This is a genomic window from Microbacterium sp. Y355, from assembly GCF_059445345.1.
On the sequence record NZ_JCAIUD010000001.1, the window covers coordinates 778,211 to 795,012 of the forward strand.

17 protein-coding genes are annotated in these 16,802 nt (G+C 63.4%); 7 read left to right on the forward strand and 10 right to left on the reverse strand.

From position 1 onward, the window contains the following. The first annotated feature begins 14 nt into the window (after positions 1-14). Positions 15-527, forward strand: coding sequence for a DUF3515 family protein (locus AC1C2O_RS03880; RefSeq protein WP_495429131.1), 513 nt, complete (start codon positions 15-17; stop codon positions 525-527). A 9-nt stretch (positions 528-536) separates the two neighbouring features. Here AC1C2O_RS03880 and AC1C2O_RS03885 read toward each other — a convergent pair whose 3' ends face one another. From AC1C2O_RS03885 to AC1C2O_RS03915, 7 genes are all read right to left on the reverse strand, one after another. Further along, positions 537-1,625 carry a D-alanine--D-alanine ligase family protein gene (locus AC1C2O_RS03885; RefSeq protein ID WP_495429132.1) on the reverse strand — a complete coding sequence of 363 codons (1,089 nt, stop codon included), beginning with the start codon at positions 1,623-1,625 and terminating at the stop codon, positions 537-539. After that, positions 1,531-2,694, reverse strand: coding sequence for an NAD(P)H-dependent glycerol-3-phosphate dehydrogenase (locus tag AC1C2O_RS03890; protein WP_495429133.1), 1,164 nt, complete (start codon positions 2,692-2,694; stop codon positions 1,531-1,533). The genes AC1C2O_RS03885 and AC1C2O_RS03890 overlap by 95 nt, the downstream gene beginning before the upstream one ends. Then, a complete protein-coding gene (locus tag AC1C2O_RS03895; protein ID WP_495429134.1) occupies positions 2,654-3,409 on the reverse strand; it encodes a lysophospholipid acyltransferase family protein in 756 nt (251 codons plus the stop codon). Before AC1C2O_RS03895 ends, AC1C2O_RS03890 begins: the two co-directional genes overlap by 41 nt. A 5-nt stretch (positions 3,410-3,414) precedes the next feature. Further along, entirely contained in the window at positions 3,415-4,782 is a 1,368-nt protein-coding gene (gene murA, locus AC1C2O_RS03900) for a UDP-N-acetylglucosamine 1-carboxyvinyltransferase (protein ID WP_495429135.1), read from the reverse strand. Positions 4,783-4,861: 79 nt separating this feature from the next. Continuing rightward, a complete protein-coding gene (leuD, locus tag AC1C2O_RS03905; protein WP_495429136.1) occupies positions 4,862-5,458 on the reverse strand; it encodes a 3-isopropylmalate dehydratase small subunit in 597 nt (198 codons plus the stop codon). A gap of 2 nt (positions 5,459-5,460) precedes the next feature. After that, on the reverse strand, positions 5,461-6,921 hold the full coding sequence (leuC, locus tag AC1C2O_RS03910) for a 3-isopropylmalate dehydratase large subunit (RefSeq protein ID WP_495429137.1): 1,461 nt from the start codon (positions 6,919-6,921) through the stop codon (positions 5,461-5,463). A gap of 154 nt (positions 6,922-7,075) precedes the next feature. Continuing rightward, complete coding sequence (locus AC1C2O_RS03915; RefSeq protein ID WP_495429138.1) at positions 7,076-8,092, reverse strand: TerC family protein; 1,017 nt, start codon at positions 8,090-8,092, stop codon at positions 7,076-7,078. A gap of 199 nt (positions 8,093-8,291) precedes the next feature. Here AC1C2O_RS03915 and AC1C2O_RS03920 point away from each other — a divergent pair, with 199 nt between their 5' ends. The 6 genes from AC1C2O_RS03920 to AC1C2O_RS03945 are packed head-to-tail and all read left to right on the forward strand — an operon-like array spanning position 8,292 to position 12,991. Continuing rightward, on the forward strand, positions 8,292-9,086 hold the full coding sequence (locus AC1C2O_RS03920) for a Kelch repeat-containing protein (RefSeq protein ID WP_495429139.1): 795 nt from the start codon (positions 8,292-8,294) through the stop codon (positions 9,084-9,086). A gap of 6 nt (positions 9,087-9,092) precedes the next feature. Beyond that, entirely contained in the window at positions 9,093-9,461 is a 369-nt protein-coding gene (locus AC1C2O_RS03925) for a hypothetical protein (protein ID WP_495429140.1), read from the forward strand. Between the two features lie 53 nt (positions 9,462-9,514). Next, positions 9,515-10,072, forward strand: a complete 558-nt coding sequence (locus AC1C2O_RS03930; protein ID WP_495429141.1) for an RNA polymerase sigma factor — start codon at positions 9,515-9,517, stop codon at positions 10,070-10,072. Further along, complete coding sequence (locus tag AC1C2O_RS03935; RefSeq protein ID WP_495429142.1) at positions 10,069-11,151, forward strand: DUF4349 domain-containing protein; 1,083 nt, start codon at positions 10,069-10,071, stop codon at positions 11,149-11,151. Before AC1C2O_RS03930 ends, AC1C2O_RS03935 begins: the two co-directional genes overlap by 4 nt. Positions 11,152-11,210: 59 nt before the next feature. Further along, on the forward strand, positions 11,211-11,759 hold the full coding sequence (locus AC1C2O_RS03940) for an ArsR/SmtB family transcription factor (protein WP_495429143.1): 549 nt from the start codon (positions 11,211-11,213) through the stop codon (positions 11,757-11,759). Further along, entirely contained in the window at positions 11,756-12,991 is a 1,236-nt protein-coding gene (locus AC1C2O_RS03945; RefSeq protein ID WP_495429144.1) for an MFS transporter, read from the forward strand. Before AC1C2O_RS03940 ends, AC1C2O_RS03945 begins: the two co-directional genes overlap by 4 nt. An 86-nt stretch (positions 12,992-13,077) precedes the next feature. Here the strand turns inward: AC1C2O_RS03945 and arfB are convergent, their stop codons facing one another. Genes arfB through fdhD form a run of 3 tightly spaced genes read right to left on the reverse strand, consistent with a single transcriptional unit; the run spans position 13,078 to position 16,791 of the window. Next, positions 13,078-13,500, reverse strand: a complete 423-nt coding sequence (arfB, locus tag AC1C2O_RS03950) for an alternative ribosome rescue aminoacyl-tRNA hydrolase ArfB (protein WP_495429145.1) — start codon at positions 13,498-13,500, stop codon at positions 13,078-13,080. A 26-nt stretch (positions 13,501-13,526) separates the two neighbouring features. Next, on the reverse strand, positions 13,527-15,911 hold the full coding sequence (locus tag AC1C2O_RS03955) for an FdhF/YdeP family oxidoreductase (protein WP_495429146.1): 2,385 nt from the start codon (positions 15,909-15,911) through the stop codon (positions 13,527-13,529). Next, on the reverse strand, positions 15,892-16,791 hold the full coding sequence (gene fdhD / locus AC1C2O_RS03960) for a formate dehydrogenase accessory sulfurtransferase FdhD (RefSeq protein WP_495429147.1): 900 nt from the start codon (positions 16,789-16,791) through the stop codon (positions 15,892-15,894). Before fdhD ends, AC1C2O_RS03955 begins: the two co-directional genes overlap by 20 nt. Positions 16,792-16,802: the final 11 nt, after the last annotated feature.

The following is a 16,802-nucleotide window of genomic DNA, read 5'->3' on the forward strand; positions in this document are numbered from 1 at the left end:
GGTAGCCTGGAATCATGTCCCGTCGTCTCGCCACAGTCGCTGCCGTTCTGCTCGGAACGGCTCTACTCAGCGGATGCTCGACCACCGTGCATCTCGAACCGGCGGATGACGCGAACAACCCGCTGTGCGCCGAGGTGTCAGTCGGGCTGAACAATGCCGCAAGCGTGGCCGAAATGGACCGGCGATGGACCGATGCCCAGGCCACCGCCGCCTGGGGCGTGCCAGGAGACGACTCCGCCGTCCTCTTGCGCTGCGGAGTCACCGTACCGGCGCCCACGAGCGAACTGCAGTGCGTGACCTTGGAAGGCGTCGACTGGCTTGTCGATGCATCCGAAACGCCGTTTCTGCGTCTGACGACTTACGGACGCGACCCTGCGGTGCAACTGGGCATCGACACTACCGTCGTCAGTTCGAATGATGTGATCAGCTCTCGCGCTCTCGTCGGCGCGATCACCGCAGTCCCCGCCGACGGCCGGTGCACAGCACCCGATGAACTCGACGAGGAAGCCCAAATTCTTCTGAAGTGAGCGTTCCGCTCAGCGGCCGAGCCCGATCTCGACTAGCTCGGTGATCAGGTCGCTGTAACTCATGCCCGAGGCGATCCAGCACTTCGGGAACATCGAGATCGGTGTGAAGCCAGGCATCGTGTTCAGCTCGTTGACGATGAGCTCCCCACCAGGGGTGACGAAGAAGTCGACCCGCGCGAGGCCCTTGCCATCGACCGCTTCGAACGCACGCAGAGCGGTGTCACGAAGTCGTGTGATGAGTTCGTCGTCGACGTCGGCTGGGCAAACGATCTCGACACCTTCACCACCGAGGTACTTCCCCTCGAAGTCGTAAAAGCTGCGCGACGTGAGCACGACCTCGCCGGGAAGGGAAGCACGTGGCGGCCTGCCATCGCGGCCGGCGAGCACTCCGACTTCGATCTCACGTCCTGTGACCATCGACTCGACGAGAACCTTCTCGTCTTCTGCGAATGCGATGCGCATCGCCTCGTCCAGACCATCGCCGTCGACGACGCGCGACACCCCGACACTTGATCCTGCACTGGCTGGCTTGACGAATACGACGGAGCCCAGAGCGGCGATCTCGGTGCGGAGTCCGACCGAGTCGGCCTCCCACCGGCTTCGACGGATCGTGACGCCCGGTGCGACGGCAAGACCTGCAGCAGACAGCGCGAGCTTCGTGAAGTGTTTGTCGAGGCACACAGCAGAATCGAGGATGCCGCAGCCGGCATACGGAACTTCGAGCACGTCGAAGAATCCCTGGATCGCGCCATCCTCGCCATGCAAACCGTGCAGCAATGGGAGCACGATGTCGATCTCGCCAAATCCGACGACCGAACCATCAGCGTGCGTCACGCGCAGCGCGCGATCTCCGTTTGGTTGCGGCCACTGCACGCGTGTGCCGTTGTCGACGACCTCTGGGAGCTTCGCAGCATCCAGTGCGAACTTTGCCGGATCGTCTTCCTCCAAGACGAACGCACCGTCACGGGTGATCCCGATCGGGATCACCTCGTATCGATCGCGATCAATCGCCTGCAGCACTCCGCCCGCCGTTGCGGAACTGATGGAATGCTCGCTGGAACGCCCGCCGAAGAGCACCACCACCGTCTGCTTGTCCATGATTGGTTCTCTCCTCCTGAGGAGTGTCGTCTTCTGTCGTCAGGTGGGGTGCGATGTCGCGCGGGTTCATCTTCCCGTCGAGCACCATCTTCACCTGCTCGACGATGGGCATGTGTACGCCAGATTCGTGGGCCAGCTTGAGAATCGGAGAGACGGAGGCCAGGCCCTCTGCCGTCTGGTTCATCTGCTTCACGACGTCCTGGTAGCTGTAACCCTGACCGAGGAGGCGTCCCGCCGTGTTGTTCCGGCTGAGTGGCGACTGACACGTGGCGATCAGATCGCCGAGACCGGCGAGTCCTTGCAGCGTCTCCGGCTGGGCGCCGTTTGCAACAGCGAAGTCCGTCATCTCGACCAGACCTCTCGTGATGATTGACGCCTTGGTGTTTTCCCCGTAGCCGACGCCGTCCACGATACCGATCGCGACCGCGATGAGGTTCTTGAGCACCCCGCCGAACTCAGTGCCGATTACATCAGTGTTCACGAAGGTGCGGAAATAGGAGTTTCGGGCGGCACGGGCGACCGTCTCAGCGGTCTCCTGGCTGAGCGACGCGATGACCGCTGCCGTCGGCTGCTCACGTGCGATTTCAAGCGCCAGGTTCGGGCCGGATGCCACCGCGATGCGCATCGGATCGCAAGCGATCTCCTGCTCGATGACCTGACTCATACGCAGACCTGTGGAGCGCTCCACACCCTTCATCAGGCTGATGATCGGTGCGTCGCTGTCGTCGAGCAATGGGCGCAGCGCCTTGAGGTTCTCTCGAAGCGACTGGCTGGGCACCGAGAGGTACACCTGTTCGGCACCCTCAATCGCGGTCGCGAGTTCGTGAGTGGCGGTGATCGAGCGCGGCAGGTTGATGCCAGGCAGGTACTTGGAGTTGCGCTTTCCTTCGGCGATCTCCAGCGCCTGTTCGGGACGACGTGCCCACATTGTCACCTGTGCCCCGCCATCGGCGAGGATCTTTCCGAACGTGGTGCCCCAACTGCCGGCACCGATGACCGTGACGCGAGGCCCAGTCGACGCGAGATTCTTACGAGTCAAGGCGTCCGGTCTCCTTCTGTCCGTGATCATTGGGATTCCAGCGCGTCGCCGGCGCCTTCTCTTCACGCAGGTCTTCGAGCAGGGCGGTGATCGCGCTCATGGTCCGCTGTGTCGCTTCGGTGAGTGTCGCAGATTCGCCTGCGCGCGCCTTGAGATCGTCCAAATCGATGGGGTCGCCAATGAGGATCTGCACGCGCTTGCGCGGTGGCCATAGGCTCAGACCCTTCTGGTACCGACCCATAATCTTGTGCGTTCCCCACTGCGCCATCGGAATCAGGGGGATGTCGCCTGACAGCGCAAGTCGCACCGCACCGGACTTGCCGCGCATTGGCCACAACTCCGGGTCCCGCGTCAGTGTGCCCTCTGGATACACGATCACGCCGCGACCGTCCTTGACGAGCGCCCGCGACTGCTCAATAGTCTGCTTCGCAGCAGCCGCTGACGTCGCGCGCGCGACGGGCACCATACCGGTCTTCTTCAGGAGCCAGCCGAGGACCGGCAGACGAAATAGGCTCTCCTTGGCCATGAACCGCGGAGCACGCCCGAGTCGCCAGACGGCGACGGCGACGATCAGCGGGTCAAGCTCTGAATAGTGATTCGGAGCAAGGACAAACGCTCCGTTCTGCGGGAGCTTCTCTTCGCCCTGGATCTCGATCTTCGCAAGGTAGCCGACTACAGGCACCACGAGCGCCGCGAGCGGCCAGAACAGACTCGGGCGAGATTTCTCAGATGAGCGGGAGCCCATCGGGCTCACCGGACGACGTCGAAGTCGGCGCCGAGAGCATCAAGCTTGGCGAGGAAGTTCTCGTAACCGCGGCTGAGGATGTCGACACCGGAGACCTGCGACTCGCCCTGCGCCGTGAGCGCTGCGATCACATGGCTGTAGCCGCCGCGGAGGTCGGGCACCACGATGTCTGCGCCGTGCAGTGGTGTGGGACCGGTGATGACCGCCGCCTGCTCGAGTTCGCGGCGCGGCACGCGTCGCGGCCCGTCCTGCAGACCGTGCGGGTGAACGACGATGTCGGCGCCCATCTTCACCAGCGCCTGAGTGAAGCCCATCCGGTTCTCATAGACCGTCTCGTGCACGATGGAACGGCCGTTCGCCTGCGTGAGAGCGACCACCAACGGCTGCTGCCAGTCGGTCATGAAGCCCGGGTGCACGTCAGTCTCCACCACGACAGGACGGATCTCACCATCGCGGCGGAACAGGATGCCGTCTTCTTGGATGTCGAACCAGCCGCCAGCCTTACGGAAGACGTTGAGGAAGGTCAGCATCTCTGGCTGCTTCGCACCGCCGACGAAGATTTCCCCGTCGGTGGCAAGAGCCGCGGAAGCCCAGGACGCAGCCTCATTGCGATCGAAGATCGAGCGGTGATCGTACCCGCGAAGCTTCTCGACCCCCTCGATGAGGATGACGCGGTTGGGCTCGTAGGAGATGATCGCGCCCATCTTCTGCAGCAGGGCGATGAGATCCATGATCTCCGGCTCGATGGCCGCATTGCGCAGTTCCGTGACGCCCTCAGCGCGCACCGCGGTCAGCAGTACCTGCTCAGTGGCGCCGACGCTCGGGTACGGGAGGTGAATGTTCGCGCCGTGCAGTCGTCCGCCCTGAGTCGACAGACGGATGCCACTGGGGAGCTTCTCCACGACGGCGCCAAACTTGCGGAGCGCATCGAGATGGAAATCGATCGGACGGTCACCGATGCGGCATCCGCCGAGATCGGGAATGAACGCCTGACCCAGCCGGTGCAGGAGCGGACCGCAGAACAGGATCGGGATGCGGGATGCCCCGGCGTGAGCGTCGATCTCTTCCATGTGCGCGGATTCGACGTCACTGGGATCGAGGATCAGGGAACCTTTTTCATCACCCTCGCTCACGCGTACGCCGTGAACTTCGAGCAGCGAGCGCACCACGGCGACATCGCTCAGATTCGGTACATCACGCAGGATGCTCGCATCTTCACCGAGGAGCGCAGCAACCATCGCCTTGGTGGCAAGGTTCTTCGCGCCAGTCACATCGACACGACCCCGCAGCGCGCGGCCGCCTCGAATCGCCAGTACGTCTCCGGTCAAAGCAGAAAGTCCATTCTGAAGTTCAGCGCGCACGGTTGTCGTCATTCGATGGGCCTCACTTCGATTTCACGGTCGCGGCATCAGCCACTGGAGCGGTTGCTCCTGGCCCACGAAGTGCTCGATGTCAGCGGACAGGGAGCGTACGTGGCCGCCACGACTCGCGGCGGGCCTCGAACTGCGCGATCTTGTCTTCGTTGCGCAGAGTGAGCCCGATGTCATCGAGCCCTTCGAGTAGCCGCCATCTAGTGTAATCGTCGATACCGATGTCGGCCTGGAAGTCGCCGATTGTGGCTGTGCGCGCCTCGAGGTCAACCGTGATGGAAGTACCGGGATTCGCGTCGATCTCGGCCCAGATGCGCTCGAGGTCTTCCTCAGAGATCGTCGCCGCAAGCAGACCCTGCTTGCCGGCGTTTCCAAGGAAAATGTCAGCGAAACGGGGGCTGAGAACGACGTGGAAGCCGAAGTCTCGCAATGCCCAGACGGCGTGCTCGCGGCTGGATCCGGTGCCGAAGTCGGCACCGGCAACCAGCACAGAGGCGCCCTGAAATGACTCTTGGTTTAGGACAAATTCGGGGTCCTGACGCCATGCGTAGAAGAGCGCATCCTCGAAGCCGGTCTTGGTGACGCGCTTAAGGAACACCGCAGGGATGATCTGATCGGTATCGACGTTCGACCGCTTCATCGGCGCGGCGATACCTTTGTGGGTGGTGAACTTGTCCATGATCAGGCTCCTACCAGTTCGCGTGCGACGTCGAGATCGCTGGGGCTAGACAGCGTGCCGCGTACCGCCGTGGCAGCAGCGACCAGCGGGGAGACGAGGTGCGTGCGACCGCCCTTGCCTTGACGGCCCTCGAAGTTGCGGTTCGACGTGGATGCGCAGCGCTCCCCCGGTGCAAGCTGGTCAGGATTCATGCCCAGACACATCGAACAGCCGGCGAATCGCCACTCGGCGCCGAAGTCCTTGACGATCTGATCGATGCCCTCGGCCTCCGCTTCCAAGCGCACGCGTGCGGAGCCCGGTACGACCATGACACGCACGCCATCAGCCTTCTTTCGGCCCTTGATGACCGATGCGAACGCACGCAGGTCTTCGATACGACTGTTCGTGCACGAGCCCATAAACACGGCATCCACTGGTACTTCCTTCAGCGGCGTACCGGGTGTGAGATCCATGTATTCCAGCGCACGCTCCGCTGCCGCCCGCTCGTTGGCGTCGGTGATATCGGCGGGGTTGGGCACAGACGCTGAAAGCGAACTGCCCTGACCAGGGTTCGTGCCCCAGGTGACGAACGGTTCGAGCTCGTTCGCGTCGAGGAAGACCTCGGCGTCGAAGTTCGCACCCTCGTCAGTGGGGAGCGTCTGCCAATAAGCAACAGCATCTTCCCAGTCCTGACCCTCTGGGGCGTGTGCACGCCCCTTCAGGTAGGCAAAAGTCGTCTCATCTGGCGCGACCATGCCAGCGCGGGCGCCGGCCTCGATCGACATGTTGCAGATCGTCATGCGCCCTTCCATGGAGAGCGCGCGGATGGCGCTGCCACGGAATTCGAGCACGTAGCCCTGGCCGCCACCGGTACCGATCTTGGCGATCACTGCGAGGATGATGTCCTTTGCACTGACGCCGGGCTTGAGCTCGCCATCAACGGTGATCGCCATCGTCTTGAAGGGCTTCAGCGGCAGAGTCTGAGTCGCCATGACGTGCTCGACTTCGCTAGTACCGATGCCGAAGGCCATGGCACCGAATGCGCCGTGTGTTGAAGTGTGAGAGTCACCACAGACAACAGTGATGCCAGGCATCGTCAGCCCCAGCTGTGGACCGACCACGTGCACGATGCCCTGCTCGGCGTCGCCGAGCGAGTGGATACGCACGCCGAACTCGGCCGCGTTTCGACGCAGCGTCTCGATCTGCGTGCGGCTGGTGAGGTCTGCGATCGGCTTGTCGATTTCAAGCGTCGGAGTGTTGTGATCCTCGGTGGCGATCGTGAGGTCGACGCGACGCAGCGGTCGCCCCTCTGAGCGCAGGCCGTCGAAGGCCTGTGGGCTCGTGACCTCGTGCACCAGGTGCAGGTCGATGTAGATGAGGTCCGGTTCGCCATTTTCGCCCTTTACGACGAGGTGGTCATCCCAGACCTTCTCAGCGAGTGTGCGCGGGCGAACTGAAGAAACATTGGTGTCAGCTGAGGTCATGTCGATATCTCCGAAAGTTGGCGGTTCGGCCACGCTGAACGCCGCGACGAGAAAGGCCTAGTTCGAGGTCTCGTCGCGGCCACTAAGGAGAAGAACCACCCGCCGCATGTCGGTCAGTTTACACCGATGCAGCGGGTGGCTCGCACCATGACGCTTAGTGCGTGGGCGGCTCTGGGTGCAGCTGCTCAGGTGCGCGGCGCCGGTCTCGCGCGGACGCGATAAGGCTGGCGACGGTGGCAACGCCCATCGCGGCGACAATCACCGTCAGCGACAGCCAGATCGGGATGTCTGGGGCCCATTCGATGTGCTGTCCGCCGTTGACGAACGGGAGCTCGTTGACATGCATTGCGTGCAGGATCAGTTTGACGCCGATGAAGCCGAGGATGACCGCGATGCCGTAGTGCAGGTAGCGCAGGCGATCGAGCAGATCCCCGAGCAGGAAGTAGAGCTGGCGCAGACCCATCAGAGCGAAAATGTTCGCGGTGAACACGAGGAACGTATTCTGCGTGATGCTGAAGATCGCGGGGATTGAGTCGATCGCGAACATCAGGTCGGTGACACCGATCGCCACGAACACGATGATCATCGGAGTCCACACGCGCTTGCCGCCGACGACGGTGCGAAGCTTGGCGTCGTCGTACTCGTCACTGATGTCGATGCGGCGACGCAACAAGCGAACGATGAAGTTCTCGCGCTTGGCCTCGCCTTCGTGGTCCCCCTCCGGCATGGCCTGGCGGATCGCGGTCCAGATCAGGAAGGCGCCAAACAGATAGAAGATCGGCGAGAAGTTCTCGATGATCGCGACGCCCGCGACGATGAAGATACCGCGCAGGACAATGGCGATGAGGATGCCGACCATCAGCACCTGCTGCTGCAGACGCCTCGGGACCGAGAACTGCGCCATGATCAGCACGAACACGAAGAGGTTGTCGATCGACAGGCTGTACTCGAGCGCCCAGCCGGTGAGGAACTCGCCAGCGAACTGACCACCTGCGATGAAATAGAGCAGAACGGCGAAGATCAGAGCGAGGCCGACGTAGAAGGCGACCCAGAGGCTGGATTCCTTCGTCGAGGGGATGTGCGGTCGCAGACGAACCAGCAATAGGTCGCCGATGAGAATGGCGACCAGAACCGCCAATGCGGTGATCTCAAACCAGACAGGGATATTCAAGGGTGCTCAGCACCTTTCGAGAGGGTCGGAAAAAGGGCCGAAAGTCTCTCCCCCGCACAATACGCGGCCCGCGTCCGGAGCAACAGTGTTGGTGCTCGTGATGACGAACGCGGAGAAGTGGGATACTCCCTCTCGCTGGATCGATATTACCTGACGAATTTCATCTGAGACGATCGCCCGGCCTCAGACACTCGTCAGCATGAAGCCCCATCGCGCTGTCTTGTGCACCCTCGCCGCGGTGCTGGTGCTGTCGGGATGCACAGATATGCCAACGGCTGCGGTCGAAGCATCCCCCACACCAATCGCCGGGTGGCAGCAGCTACCCGACTTCCCGCTCACTCCGCGCACCGAACCGGTCGTCGCGTGGACCGGGCAAGAGCTCCTGGTCGTCGGCGGCGTTCCTGGTCCGCCGTGTCCTCCGACCGCTGACTGCATACTCACGGAATTCGCCCAGGATGGGGCCGCGTATGACCCGGCCACTGAGACCTGGACCGAACTCCCCGAAGCTCCGGTCGGCGTGGTCTCGTCATCCGCCGCTTTCGTAGACGGAACGCTCTTCATAACGGTCACAGAATCCTTAGAGCGCACCCGGCTGCTCTCGTACGACACGAAGACGTCAGTGTGGGCGACACAGGAACTGCCAGATGAGATGTGGCGAACGCTTGTCGCGGACGGTGACCGCCTTCTCGCCGTCGTTTTCTCAGATGAGAACGGCGCGGATGAGACCGGCGCGGCCGAAGATCTGATGTTGGACGTCGCTACCGGCGAGTGGGCAGCCCTCCCTGCAGATCCGCTCGGGCCTTCATTCGACCGCGTCATCACGCCGACGCCCGACGGACTCATTCTGACCGCGACGCCTCTCGTCGATAGTCCCGGTTCGGAAACGCCGGCATTGGTGACCGTGGCACGCTTCAACGAGCAGAGCCAAGAATGGACCCGCCTGCCCGACACGGAGCAGCGCAGCAGCGGCTGCGTCTGGATGCAAGCCGGCTAAGAACTCGTGACCGCGCAGCTCACCGGCACCGATGGCAGGTGGGGACGGACCTACCCATACGGAGGCATCCTCACCCTGCCGGACGGCACATGGTCACCTCTGACGGATGCGCCGGAACCCGACTTGGGTGCGTGGCTCCGTCAAAGTACAGTCTCCGACCGCTTCGCGATCAGTGACGGGTACGTCTACGACCACGCGCTCCGAACCTGGACAGCGCTCGGGCGACCAACGGCAGCACCGACAGAGGCGGGACCGGCCGTGTGGGCCGAGCACGCACTGCTGGTGGTCGGCGGCGTCGACTGGACGCAACCCGGCGGGCACATCAGCGAGAAGGCCTGGATCTACCGGCCGCCAACCTCATCAGAAGATTTCTGAGACGATGAGGCATCCTCCGACACTTCATGATGAGAGACGCTGAAGGGAACCGGATGCCTGAACGGTCTGAAGACCAGAATTTGGCGGCACGCGCCGCGTCAGGTGATGAGAGCGCCTTCCGCGCTCTGTACCGCGCGCACGTTCGTCCGGTCTACTGGATCGCCCACGGCATCCTGAGTTCCCCCGCGGATGCCGAGGACATTGCTCAGGAGACATTCGTGGTCGCCTGGCGCAAGCTTCCGGGGCTCGAACTGGTCGGCGAATCGCTGTTGCCATGGCTTGCGACCATCTGTCGCTTCCAGGCAGCAAATCGGCTTCGTCAGCGCCGGCGTGAGCAGGCGCACACAACGGATGCTGCAGACGACACCCTCGCCGACACGGTGAGCGTCGAAGACCAGGTGATCACCGCCGCGCTTGCCGAAAGGATCGCCGAGGAGATCGGCACCCTGAGCGAGTTGGATCAGGAGATTTTCCGGCTCTGCGCCACCGAGGGCTACGCGTATCAGGCCGCGGCCGATGAGCTCGCGGTGAGTCACGCCGTCGTCCGCAATCGTCTCTCGCGAGTGCGCACGCAATTGCGAAGCGCTGTTGAGGAAGTGAGAGACGCATGAACGATCAGACCGCTGGGGCGACCCTCGAGTTGCCGGAGCTATCCCAAGCGAGCATCGACAGGATCGAGGGTGCGGTGTTCTCGCAGATCGAGCTGGATCGGGCGCCTGCCGTGGGGCCGCTCCCGACACACCAGAAGAAGCGCCGTCGTCGCAGGTGGCTGACCGGGCTCGGCGTTGCCGCGGCGTTCGCCGCAGGGATTCTGGTAACCCCTCCGTTGCTGAGCATCACAGGCGGCACGGCCTCCGGAGGAGGAGACTCGTCCGCGGTTTCTGCGGGTGATGCAGTTGGCGAATCGTCTCGCGTGTCAGACATGGCCGTGCCGGAGAGCGCATCAATGGACTCCGCTGCAACAGACGTCTCATCTGCGAACGCCGACCGCGAGATCATTGCCAATGGCCAGGCAACGGTTCAGGTCGACGATATCGAAGCAGCCGCGGACGCGATCTCTGCGATTGCAGAGGAGAAGGGCGGGTATGTCGAGAGCACGGACATCTCGGCAGATCCCCTGAGCTCTGATACGAGCATGCCGGAGCAACCACGCACGGGGTATGGCTGGATCAGCGTTCGCGTACCATCTGCCGACCTCACCGTGGTGATCGACGCCCTCGGCGACACTGGCACGGTAGTTCGGTCATCCATCTCAAAGCAGGACGTCACGTCCACAGCGATCGATCTGCGTGCCCGTGTAGAAGCGACCAGTGCATCGGTCACGCGACTGACTGAGTTGATGTCGCAATCGGGCAGCGTCTCCGAACTGATCGAAGCTGAAGTCGCGCTGACCGATCGGCAGGCCCAGCTCGAGTCGTACACGCAGCAGCTCGCCGCGTTGGAGGACCAGATCGCGATGTCTTCGCTGCAGGTCGAACTCACGAAGCAGACTTCGGCCAGCACGCCTGAACCGGATGGATTCGCCGATGGCCTGCTCGCAGGGTGGAACGGACTGATCGTGTCACTGAACGCCCTGGTAATCGCGTTCGGATTCATGCTCCCCTGGCTCGTGATCGGCGGTGCGGTCTTCCTCGTCATCTGGCTGATTCGCCGCCGTCGACGGAGCGCATCAGCATCCAAGATCTCTTGATTTTCCGCGGTATACAAGAACTCTTGTGAAGATAGCCATCCGCGCTTAGCGTGGGTGGCATGGAAGAGATCGAGGCGATCACCGCCGTCCACCATCCGGTGCGCAGGCGGATCGTCGACTACCTCGGGTTGTACGGCGCGAGTCAGGTGACCACGTTGGCTCGTACCCTCGACCAACAGGTCGGCAGCATCAGCCATCATCTGCGGATGCTCGAACGCGCTGGCATCGTCGAGCGAGCTGACGACCCGACGGGCGATCGACGTACGAGTTGGTGGCGGCCGGCGCGACGCGGCTTCAGCTGGTCGGTCGACGACTTCGCCGACTCACCCGCCGATGCGATGCTCGCCCGCGGTGCGGAACGCGTCAATATCAACACGCAGCTCGGCAGGCTGCAAGCGTGGCGGCGTCGAATTGATCCTGCGCAGGAGTGGCGCCGCGCCGCGTTCAGCACCGATTCACTCACCTGGGCCACGTCTGAAGAACTCGCCACGCTGTCGACGAGGCTGGGCGAGACAATAAATCTCTGGCGCGATGAGATCGACACCTCCGACGGCGCCGAGCGCCAGCCGGTGTTTGTGTTCGCCCACGGATTCCCGACGACTCCATGAGCACCATCGAACCCACTCTGCTTCGCGAGCCGCCCCGGTTCTCTCGAGACACGGCGGTGCATGCCTGGATTGTCGTCAAGGCGCTCTCGGACGCGGGCGATGCGATCTGGACGATCGCGCTGGCCTGGACTGCCGTGCAGATAACCTCACCGGCGATCGCAGGGCTCATCGTCGCGGCAGGAACAATCCCCCGCGCCGTCATCCTTTTGTTCGGCGGTGTGCTCGCCGACCGCGCAAACGCCCGACATGTAATGATCGTGTTCAACGTCCTGCGCGTGGGTGTGTTGGTGTTCGTCGCCTTATGGACGTTGGCTTCCCCGCCGTCGGTCTTGGTGCTCATGCTCGCAGCCATCGCTTTCGGCGCATGCGACGCGTTCTATGAGCCATCTGCCGCCACGATCGGTCGGCAGCTCGTGCGCACGAGCGACTTGCCGTCCTACAGCGCCGTCATGCAGACTGCGACCCGCCTGGGCACTATGGGTGGTGCCGCGATTGGTGGATTCCTTGTCGCCTTCGCGGGCCTCAGTGGCAGCGCGTCGATTAACGCCCTGACGTTCACTCTCGTCATCGCGTTCATCGCCATCTGGTTGCGTCCCCGCTTCGCGCTGCCCCGCGCACCGCGAGAGTCTGTGCTCCGCGGCATCCAACACGGTTTCACTCACCTGAGGGATGCCCCGACCACACGCACGCTCGTGATCGCACTGTCGGGTCTGAACCTTGCGGTTGGTCCTGCGGTCGGAATCGGTATCGCGCTGCGTGCGTTCGACGAGGGGTGGGGTGCGGGAGCCGTCGGACTCTTCGAAGCTCTTATCGGCCTTGGCGCGGCGCTTGGCGCGATCTCCGTGGCACGTTGGCGTCCGAAACACGAAGCTCTCGGTGGATTCTGGGCCCTCGTGGTGCAGGGCGTGGGAATCGTGCTGGTCGGCGTCGGCCCCGCGTGGCTCACCGGTGCGGGGTGCTTCGTGATCGGATTGACCGCGGGCTTCGCATCGGTTCTGCTGGGCGCGACGTTCGCCGCGACGATCGACGCCGCGTACCTCGGGCGAATGAGTTCGATCACTCGGCTCGGGGACGATGTGCTGATGCCGGTCGCGATGGCTGCGTTCGGTGCCCTGGCGTCCGTCACCGCGACCTGGGTGCCGTTCGTGGTGTTCGGCGCTGGCCTCGTGATCATGATGTCGTTCCCACTGCGCAACCGTCAGTTCCGCACGATGACGCTGCGCGCCGCGTAGCGTTTCCCGTTCCGGTCGCAGTTTGTGCGCGTATTTCACCCGTTTAGCGACACAAACCGCGACGGGGAACACAACCGGCGACGGCGCTAGTCGGAGCTCGGCCGCTGGCGCTGACGCTTCGTGGCCGAACGCTGTTCCTTTGCGGCCAAGCGGCGCCGATCCGAACCCTTGGTCGGCTTCGTCGCACGACGGCGCGCTGGCGCCGGTGCGAGACCTCCCCTGACGAGCTCGGCGAGTTTGGCCAGAGCGATCTCGCGATTGCGCAGCTGAGAGCGCTGCTCCGAAGCAGTCACGGAAATCGTCCCTGATATCAGGCGTCGAGCGAGCCGAGTGAGCAGCAGGATCTGCTGGGCATCGGAGAGCACAGCAGAGTCCGCAACGCTCCAGCGCAGCTCGACGCGACTGTCTGAGGTGTTGACGTGCTGCCCGCCGGGCCCCGAAGACCGGGAGAACCGCCACTCGAGTTCCGACGCCGGAATCGTGAGAGCGGGTGAAATCTCCAGATCCATGCATCAAGCATGCCGGAGACTTGGATCTATGACCTGGACACCGGCTGATCTGCGGAGCGGGTCACACGCACGTGGATGCTCTTCATCAGCGGCTGATCGCTCTGCGCGCTGTAATCGGCGTTCCCAATCAGAACGTTCATCTCGGGCATATAGCCCGCGGCGCTTCCTTGCGGGGTGTTGTACGCCACGGCCCGATATTGCCGAAGTGAGCGCTCCGTGCCGTCCTTCGACGTGGAGACGATATCGACGAAGTCCCCCTGCTCGATTCCTCGATCTCTCATGTCTGATTCGTTCAGGAAGATGAGCTCGCGCAGATTCTTCACCCCGCGGTAGCGGTCGTTGTTGGCGTAGATGGTGGTGTTCCACTGGTCGTGTGAGCGCATGGTCTGCAGCACCAGCATGTCGTCGGCGGCGGGCCGCACATCGTGCAGCGCCGGTGCGGAGAAATCTGCCTTGCCGGAAGCCGTACGAAAGTCGAGCTCGCGGGCCGGTTGGGGGATGCGGAACCCGTTCGGGTGAGTGATGAGCTCATTGAAGCCCTCGAATCCAGGCAGAACCTTCGCCATCACATCGCGGATGAGGCCGTAGTCGCCGGCGTAGGACTCCCATGGCGTCGCACTGTCGGGCATGGTTGCCCTCGCCATCCTTGCGATGATGTCTGGCTCGGAGAGGAGGTGCTCGGAGGCTGGCTTCTTCTTACCGACCGAAAGGTGGACCATACTCATGGCGTCCTCCACGGTCTGGCCCTGGAGACCGGCGACCTGCTCGTCGCGCTCCGTGCGTCCAAGGCACGGGAGAATGAGCGCCTTTTGGCCGTGCACGAGGTGACTGCGGTTGAGTTTCGTGCTCACCTGAACGGTGAGAGCACACTGGCTCAGCGCCTCCGCGGTATATGTCGTGTCCGGTGCTGCCAGCACGAAGTTGCCGCCCAGGCTGACGAATACCTTCACCGCGCCTTCATGCATGCGATGGATGCTGGCGACGGTATCCAGTCCTGGCTTCCGCGGAGACGTGATTCCGCACACCTCGTCCAGACGATCCAGGAGCGCCGCCGGGGAGTGATGATTGATCCCACAGGTGCGGTTCCCCTGCACGTTGCTGTGCCCGCGCACCGGTGCCGGGCCCGCTCCGAGTCGGCCGATGTTGCCCCGCAGTAGCAACACGTTCATGAACTCGCGGACCATGTCGACGGCGTGCTCCTGCTGACTCACTCCGAGGCACCAGCTGATGATCGTTCGGTCGGCTTTGACGTAGATCGCACCCGCCGCCCTGATCTGCTCCTCGGTGAGTCCCGATTGTTGCACCAGCTCGGGCCACCCGGTCGCCTCGACGACGGCACGGTACTCTTCGATCCCCTGGGTATGACGTTCGATGAACGCGGTGTCGAGCGCACTCGGGTCGGTCTCGGCCGCTTCGAAGACAACCTTCGCGATGCCGCGCATCAGCGCCATGTCACCGCCGATGCGCACCTGAAGGTCGAGGGTGCCGGTCTCATGGGTCTTGAACAGCGCCATGTCGACAAAGTCGTGTGGCACGGTCGTGCGAGTGGATGCCGCCTCGATCAGCGGATTGACGTGCACGACCTGCGCGCCATTTTTCACTGCGTCCGACAGCGCCGTCAGCATTCGGGGCGCATTCGAGGCGGCGTTCACCCCGAGGAGGAACAGCGCATCCGTCTGTTCCCAGTCCTCGACGGTGGTGGTCCCCTTTCCAGAGCCGATGGATGCCGTCAGCGCCCGACCGGATGCCTCATGGCACATGTTCGAGCAATCCGGCATGTTATTCGTGCCGTACTCGCGGATCATCAGCTGATACAGGAAGGACGATTCGTTGCTGAGCCGTCCCGACGTGTAGAACGTGGCCTCATCCGGGCTGGCCAGGGCTCGCAATTCCGCCCCGATGAGCGCGAAGGCGTCATCCCAGCTGATCGGCGCATAACGGTCGGTCTCAGGGTCGTAGACCATCGGCTCGGTGAGGCGACCAGCGTTCTCCAGGTCAAAGTCGGACCACTGAGCAAGCTCCGTGACGGTGTGCTGTGAGAAGAAGCCGCTCCCGACGCGCTTGTGCGTCATCTCCCAGGTGACATGCTTCATGCCGTTCTCACAGATGTCGAGCTTTAGCCCCTTCTGATCGTCGGGCCACGCGCACCCTGGACAGTCGAAACCTTTAATGGGGTGGTTCATCGTGAACATCGCCCGCGCACCGCTCACCGGCGCTTTCGACTTCAGAAGAAGCTCGCCGACCGAGAGCGCCGCACCCCAGGCAGCGGCGGGGTGATCGTAGTCCTGCTGCGACCATGGCCGAGCGGTCATTGGTCCGTATCCGCCCTGCCGGGGTTCCGCGGGCATCAGCCCGAGTGCCACTCCGGATTTCGCGTCAACGTCTTTTGATTCATCGTCCAGACTGGTCATATCCTGTCCCTTCGGCGATCAGCGCGCGATCATCGGATGCCGTTGTACTCACCCTCACGCGGTGAGCGTGGGCGTAAACGTTCATGGACCGACCGCGGAGAAATCCCACCAGCGTCAGACCCGACTTCTCGGCGAGCTCCGCCGCAAGCGACGACGGCGCAGAGACAGCGGCGAGAACGGGAAGGCCTGCCATCACCGCCTTCTGTACGAGCTCGAAGCTGGCACGACCGGACACCTGCAGCACAGTTCCCCTCAGTGGCAGTCGGTCGTTCAGCAACGCCCATCCGATGACCTTGTCAACGGCGTTGTGTCGGCCAACGTCTTCGCGGAGCACCAGGAGCGTGCCGGTGCCGGCGTCGAAGAGCGCCGCTGCGTGCAGCCCACCGGTCTTGTCGAACGCGTCCTGCTTCTCACGCAACCGCGCAGGGTAGGTGACGAGGTCTGCGGCGTCGACGACAGCGTCGTCCACCGCGACGTCGTAGCGCGACACCGTCTCCACAGCATCGATGCTGGCTTTGCCGCACACGCCACAAGAACTACTCGTGTAGAAGGCGCGAGCGACGTCCGGGGCGGGCGGGGGCACGCCGGGAGCGAGGGTGACGTCCAAGACGTTGTAGGTGTTCTCCGTCCCTCCGGTACCAGGCCCTCCGCAATGTATAGCGGAGTGGAATTCCCAGCCTTCGCCGATCACACCCTCCGAGACGAGGAATCCGGCGGCGAGTTCGACATCGTTGCCCGGTGTGCGCATGGTCACGGCCAACGCGGTGCCGCCAACGCGGATCTCCAGCGGCTCCTCAACGGCGAGCGTGTCGGCGCGACGGTGCACACCGTCGTCCAGCGCGATCTTCGTCACCGACCGCCTCGTCGTGATCCGGCCCATGCGTTTGAGCG

Coding starts and splice junctions, on each gene's coding strand:
- AC1C2O_RS03880 (WP_495429131.1), top strand. CDS start 15: ATGTCCCGTCGTCTCGCCACAGTCGCTGCCGTTCTGCTCGGAACGGCT.
- AC1C2O_RS03885 (WP_495429132.1), bottom strand. CDS start 1,625: ATGGACAAGCAGACGGTGGTGGTGCTCTTCGGCGGGCGTTCCAGCGAG.
- AC1C2O_RS03890 (WP_495429133.1), bottom strand. CDS start 2,694: ATGATCACGGACAGAAGGAGACCGGACGCCTTGACTCGTAAGAATCTC.
- AC1C2O_RS03895 (WP_495429134.1), bottom strand. CDS start 3,409: ATGGGCTCCCGCTCATCTGAGAAATCTCGCCCGAGTCTGTTCTGGCCG.
- murA (WP_495429135.1), bottom strand. CDS start 4,782: ATGACGACAACCGTGCGCGCTGAACTTCAGAATGGACTTTCTGCTTTG.
- leuD (WP_495429136.1), bottom strand. CDS start 5,458: ATGGACAAGTTCACCACCCACAAAGGTATCGCCGCGCCGATGAAGCGG.
- leuC (WP_495429137.1), bottom strand. CDS start 6,921: ATGACCTCAGCTGACACCAATGTTTCTTCAGTTCGCCCGCGCACACTC.
- AC1C2O_RS03920 (WP_495429139.1), top strand. CDS start 8,292: ATGAAGCCCCATCGCGCTGTCTTGTGCACCCTCGCCGCGGTGCTGGTG.
- AC1C2O_RS03930 (WP_495429141.1), top strand. CDS start 9,515: ATGCCTGAACGGTCTGAAGACCAGAATTTGGCGGCACGCGCCGCGTCA.
- AC1C2O_RS03935 (WP_495429142.1), top strand. CDS start 10,069: ATGAACGATCAGACCGCTGGGGCGACCCTCGAGTTGCCGGAGCTATCC.
- AC1C2O_RS03940 (WP_495429143.1), top strand. CDS start 11,211: ATGGAAGAGATCGAGGCGATCACCGCCGTCCACCATCCGGTGCGCAGG.
- AC1C2O_RS03945 (WP_495429144.1), top strand. CDS start 11,756: ATGAGCACCATCGAACCCACTCTGCTTCGCGAGCCGCCCCGGTTCTCT.
- arfB (WP_495429145.1), bottom strand. CDS start 13,500: ATGGATCTGGAGATTTCACCCGCTCTCACGATTCCGGCGTCGGAACTC.
- AC1C2O_RS03955 (WP_495429146.1), bottom strand. CDS start 15,911: ATGACCAGTCTGGACGATGAATCAAAAGACGTTGACGCGAAATCCGGA.
- fdhD (WP_495429147.1), bottom strand. CDS start 16,791: ATGGGCCGGATCACGACGAGGCGGTCGGTGACGAAGATCGCGCTGGAC.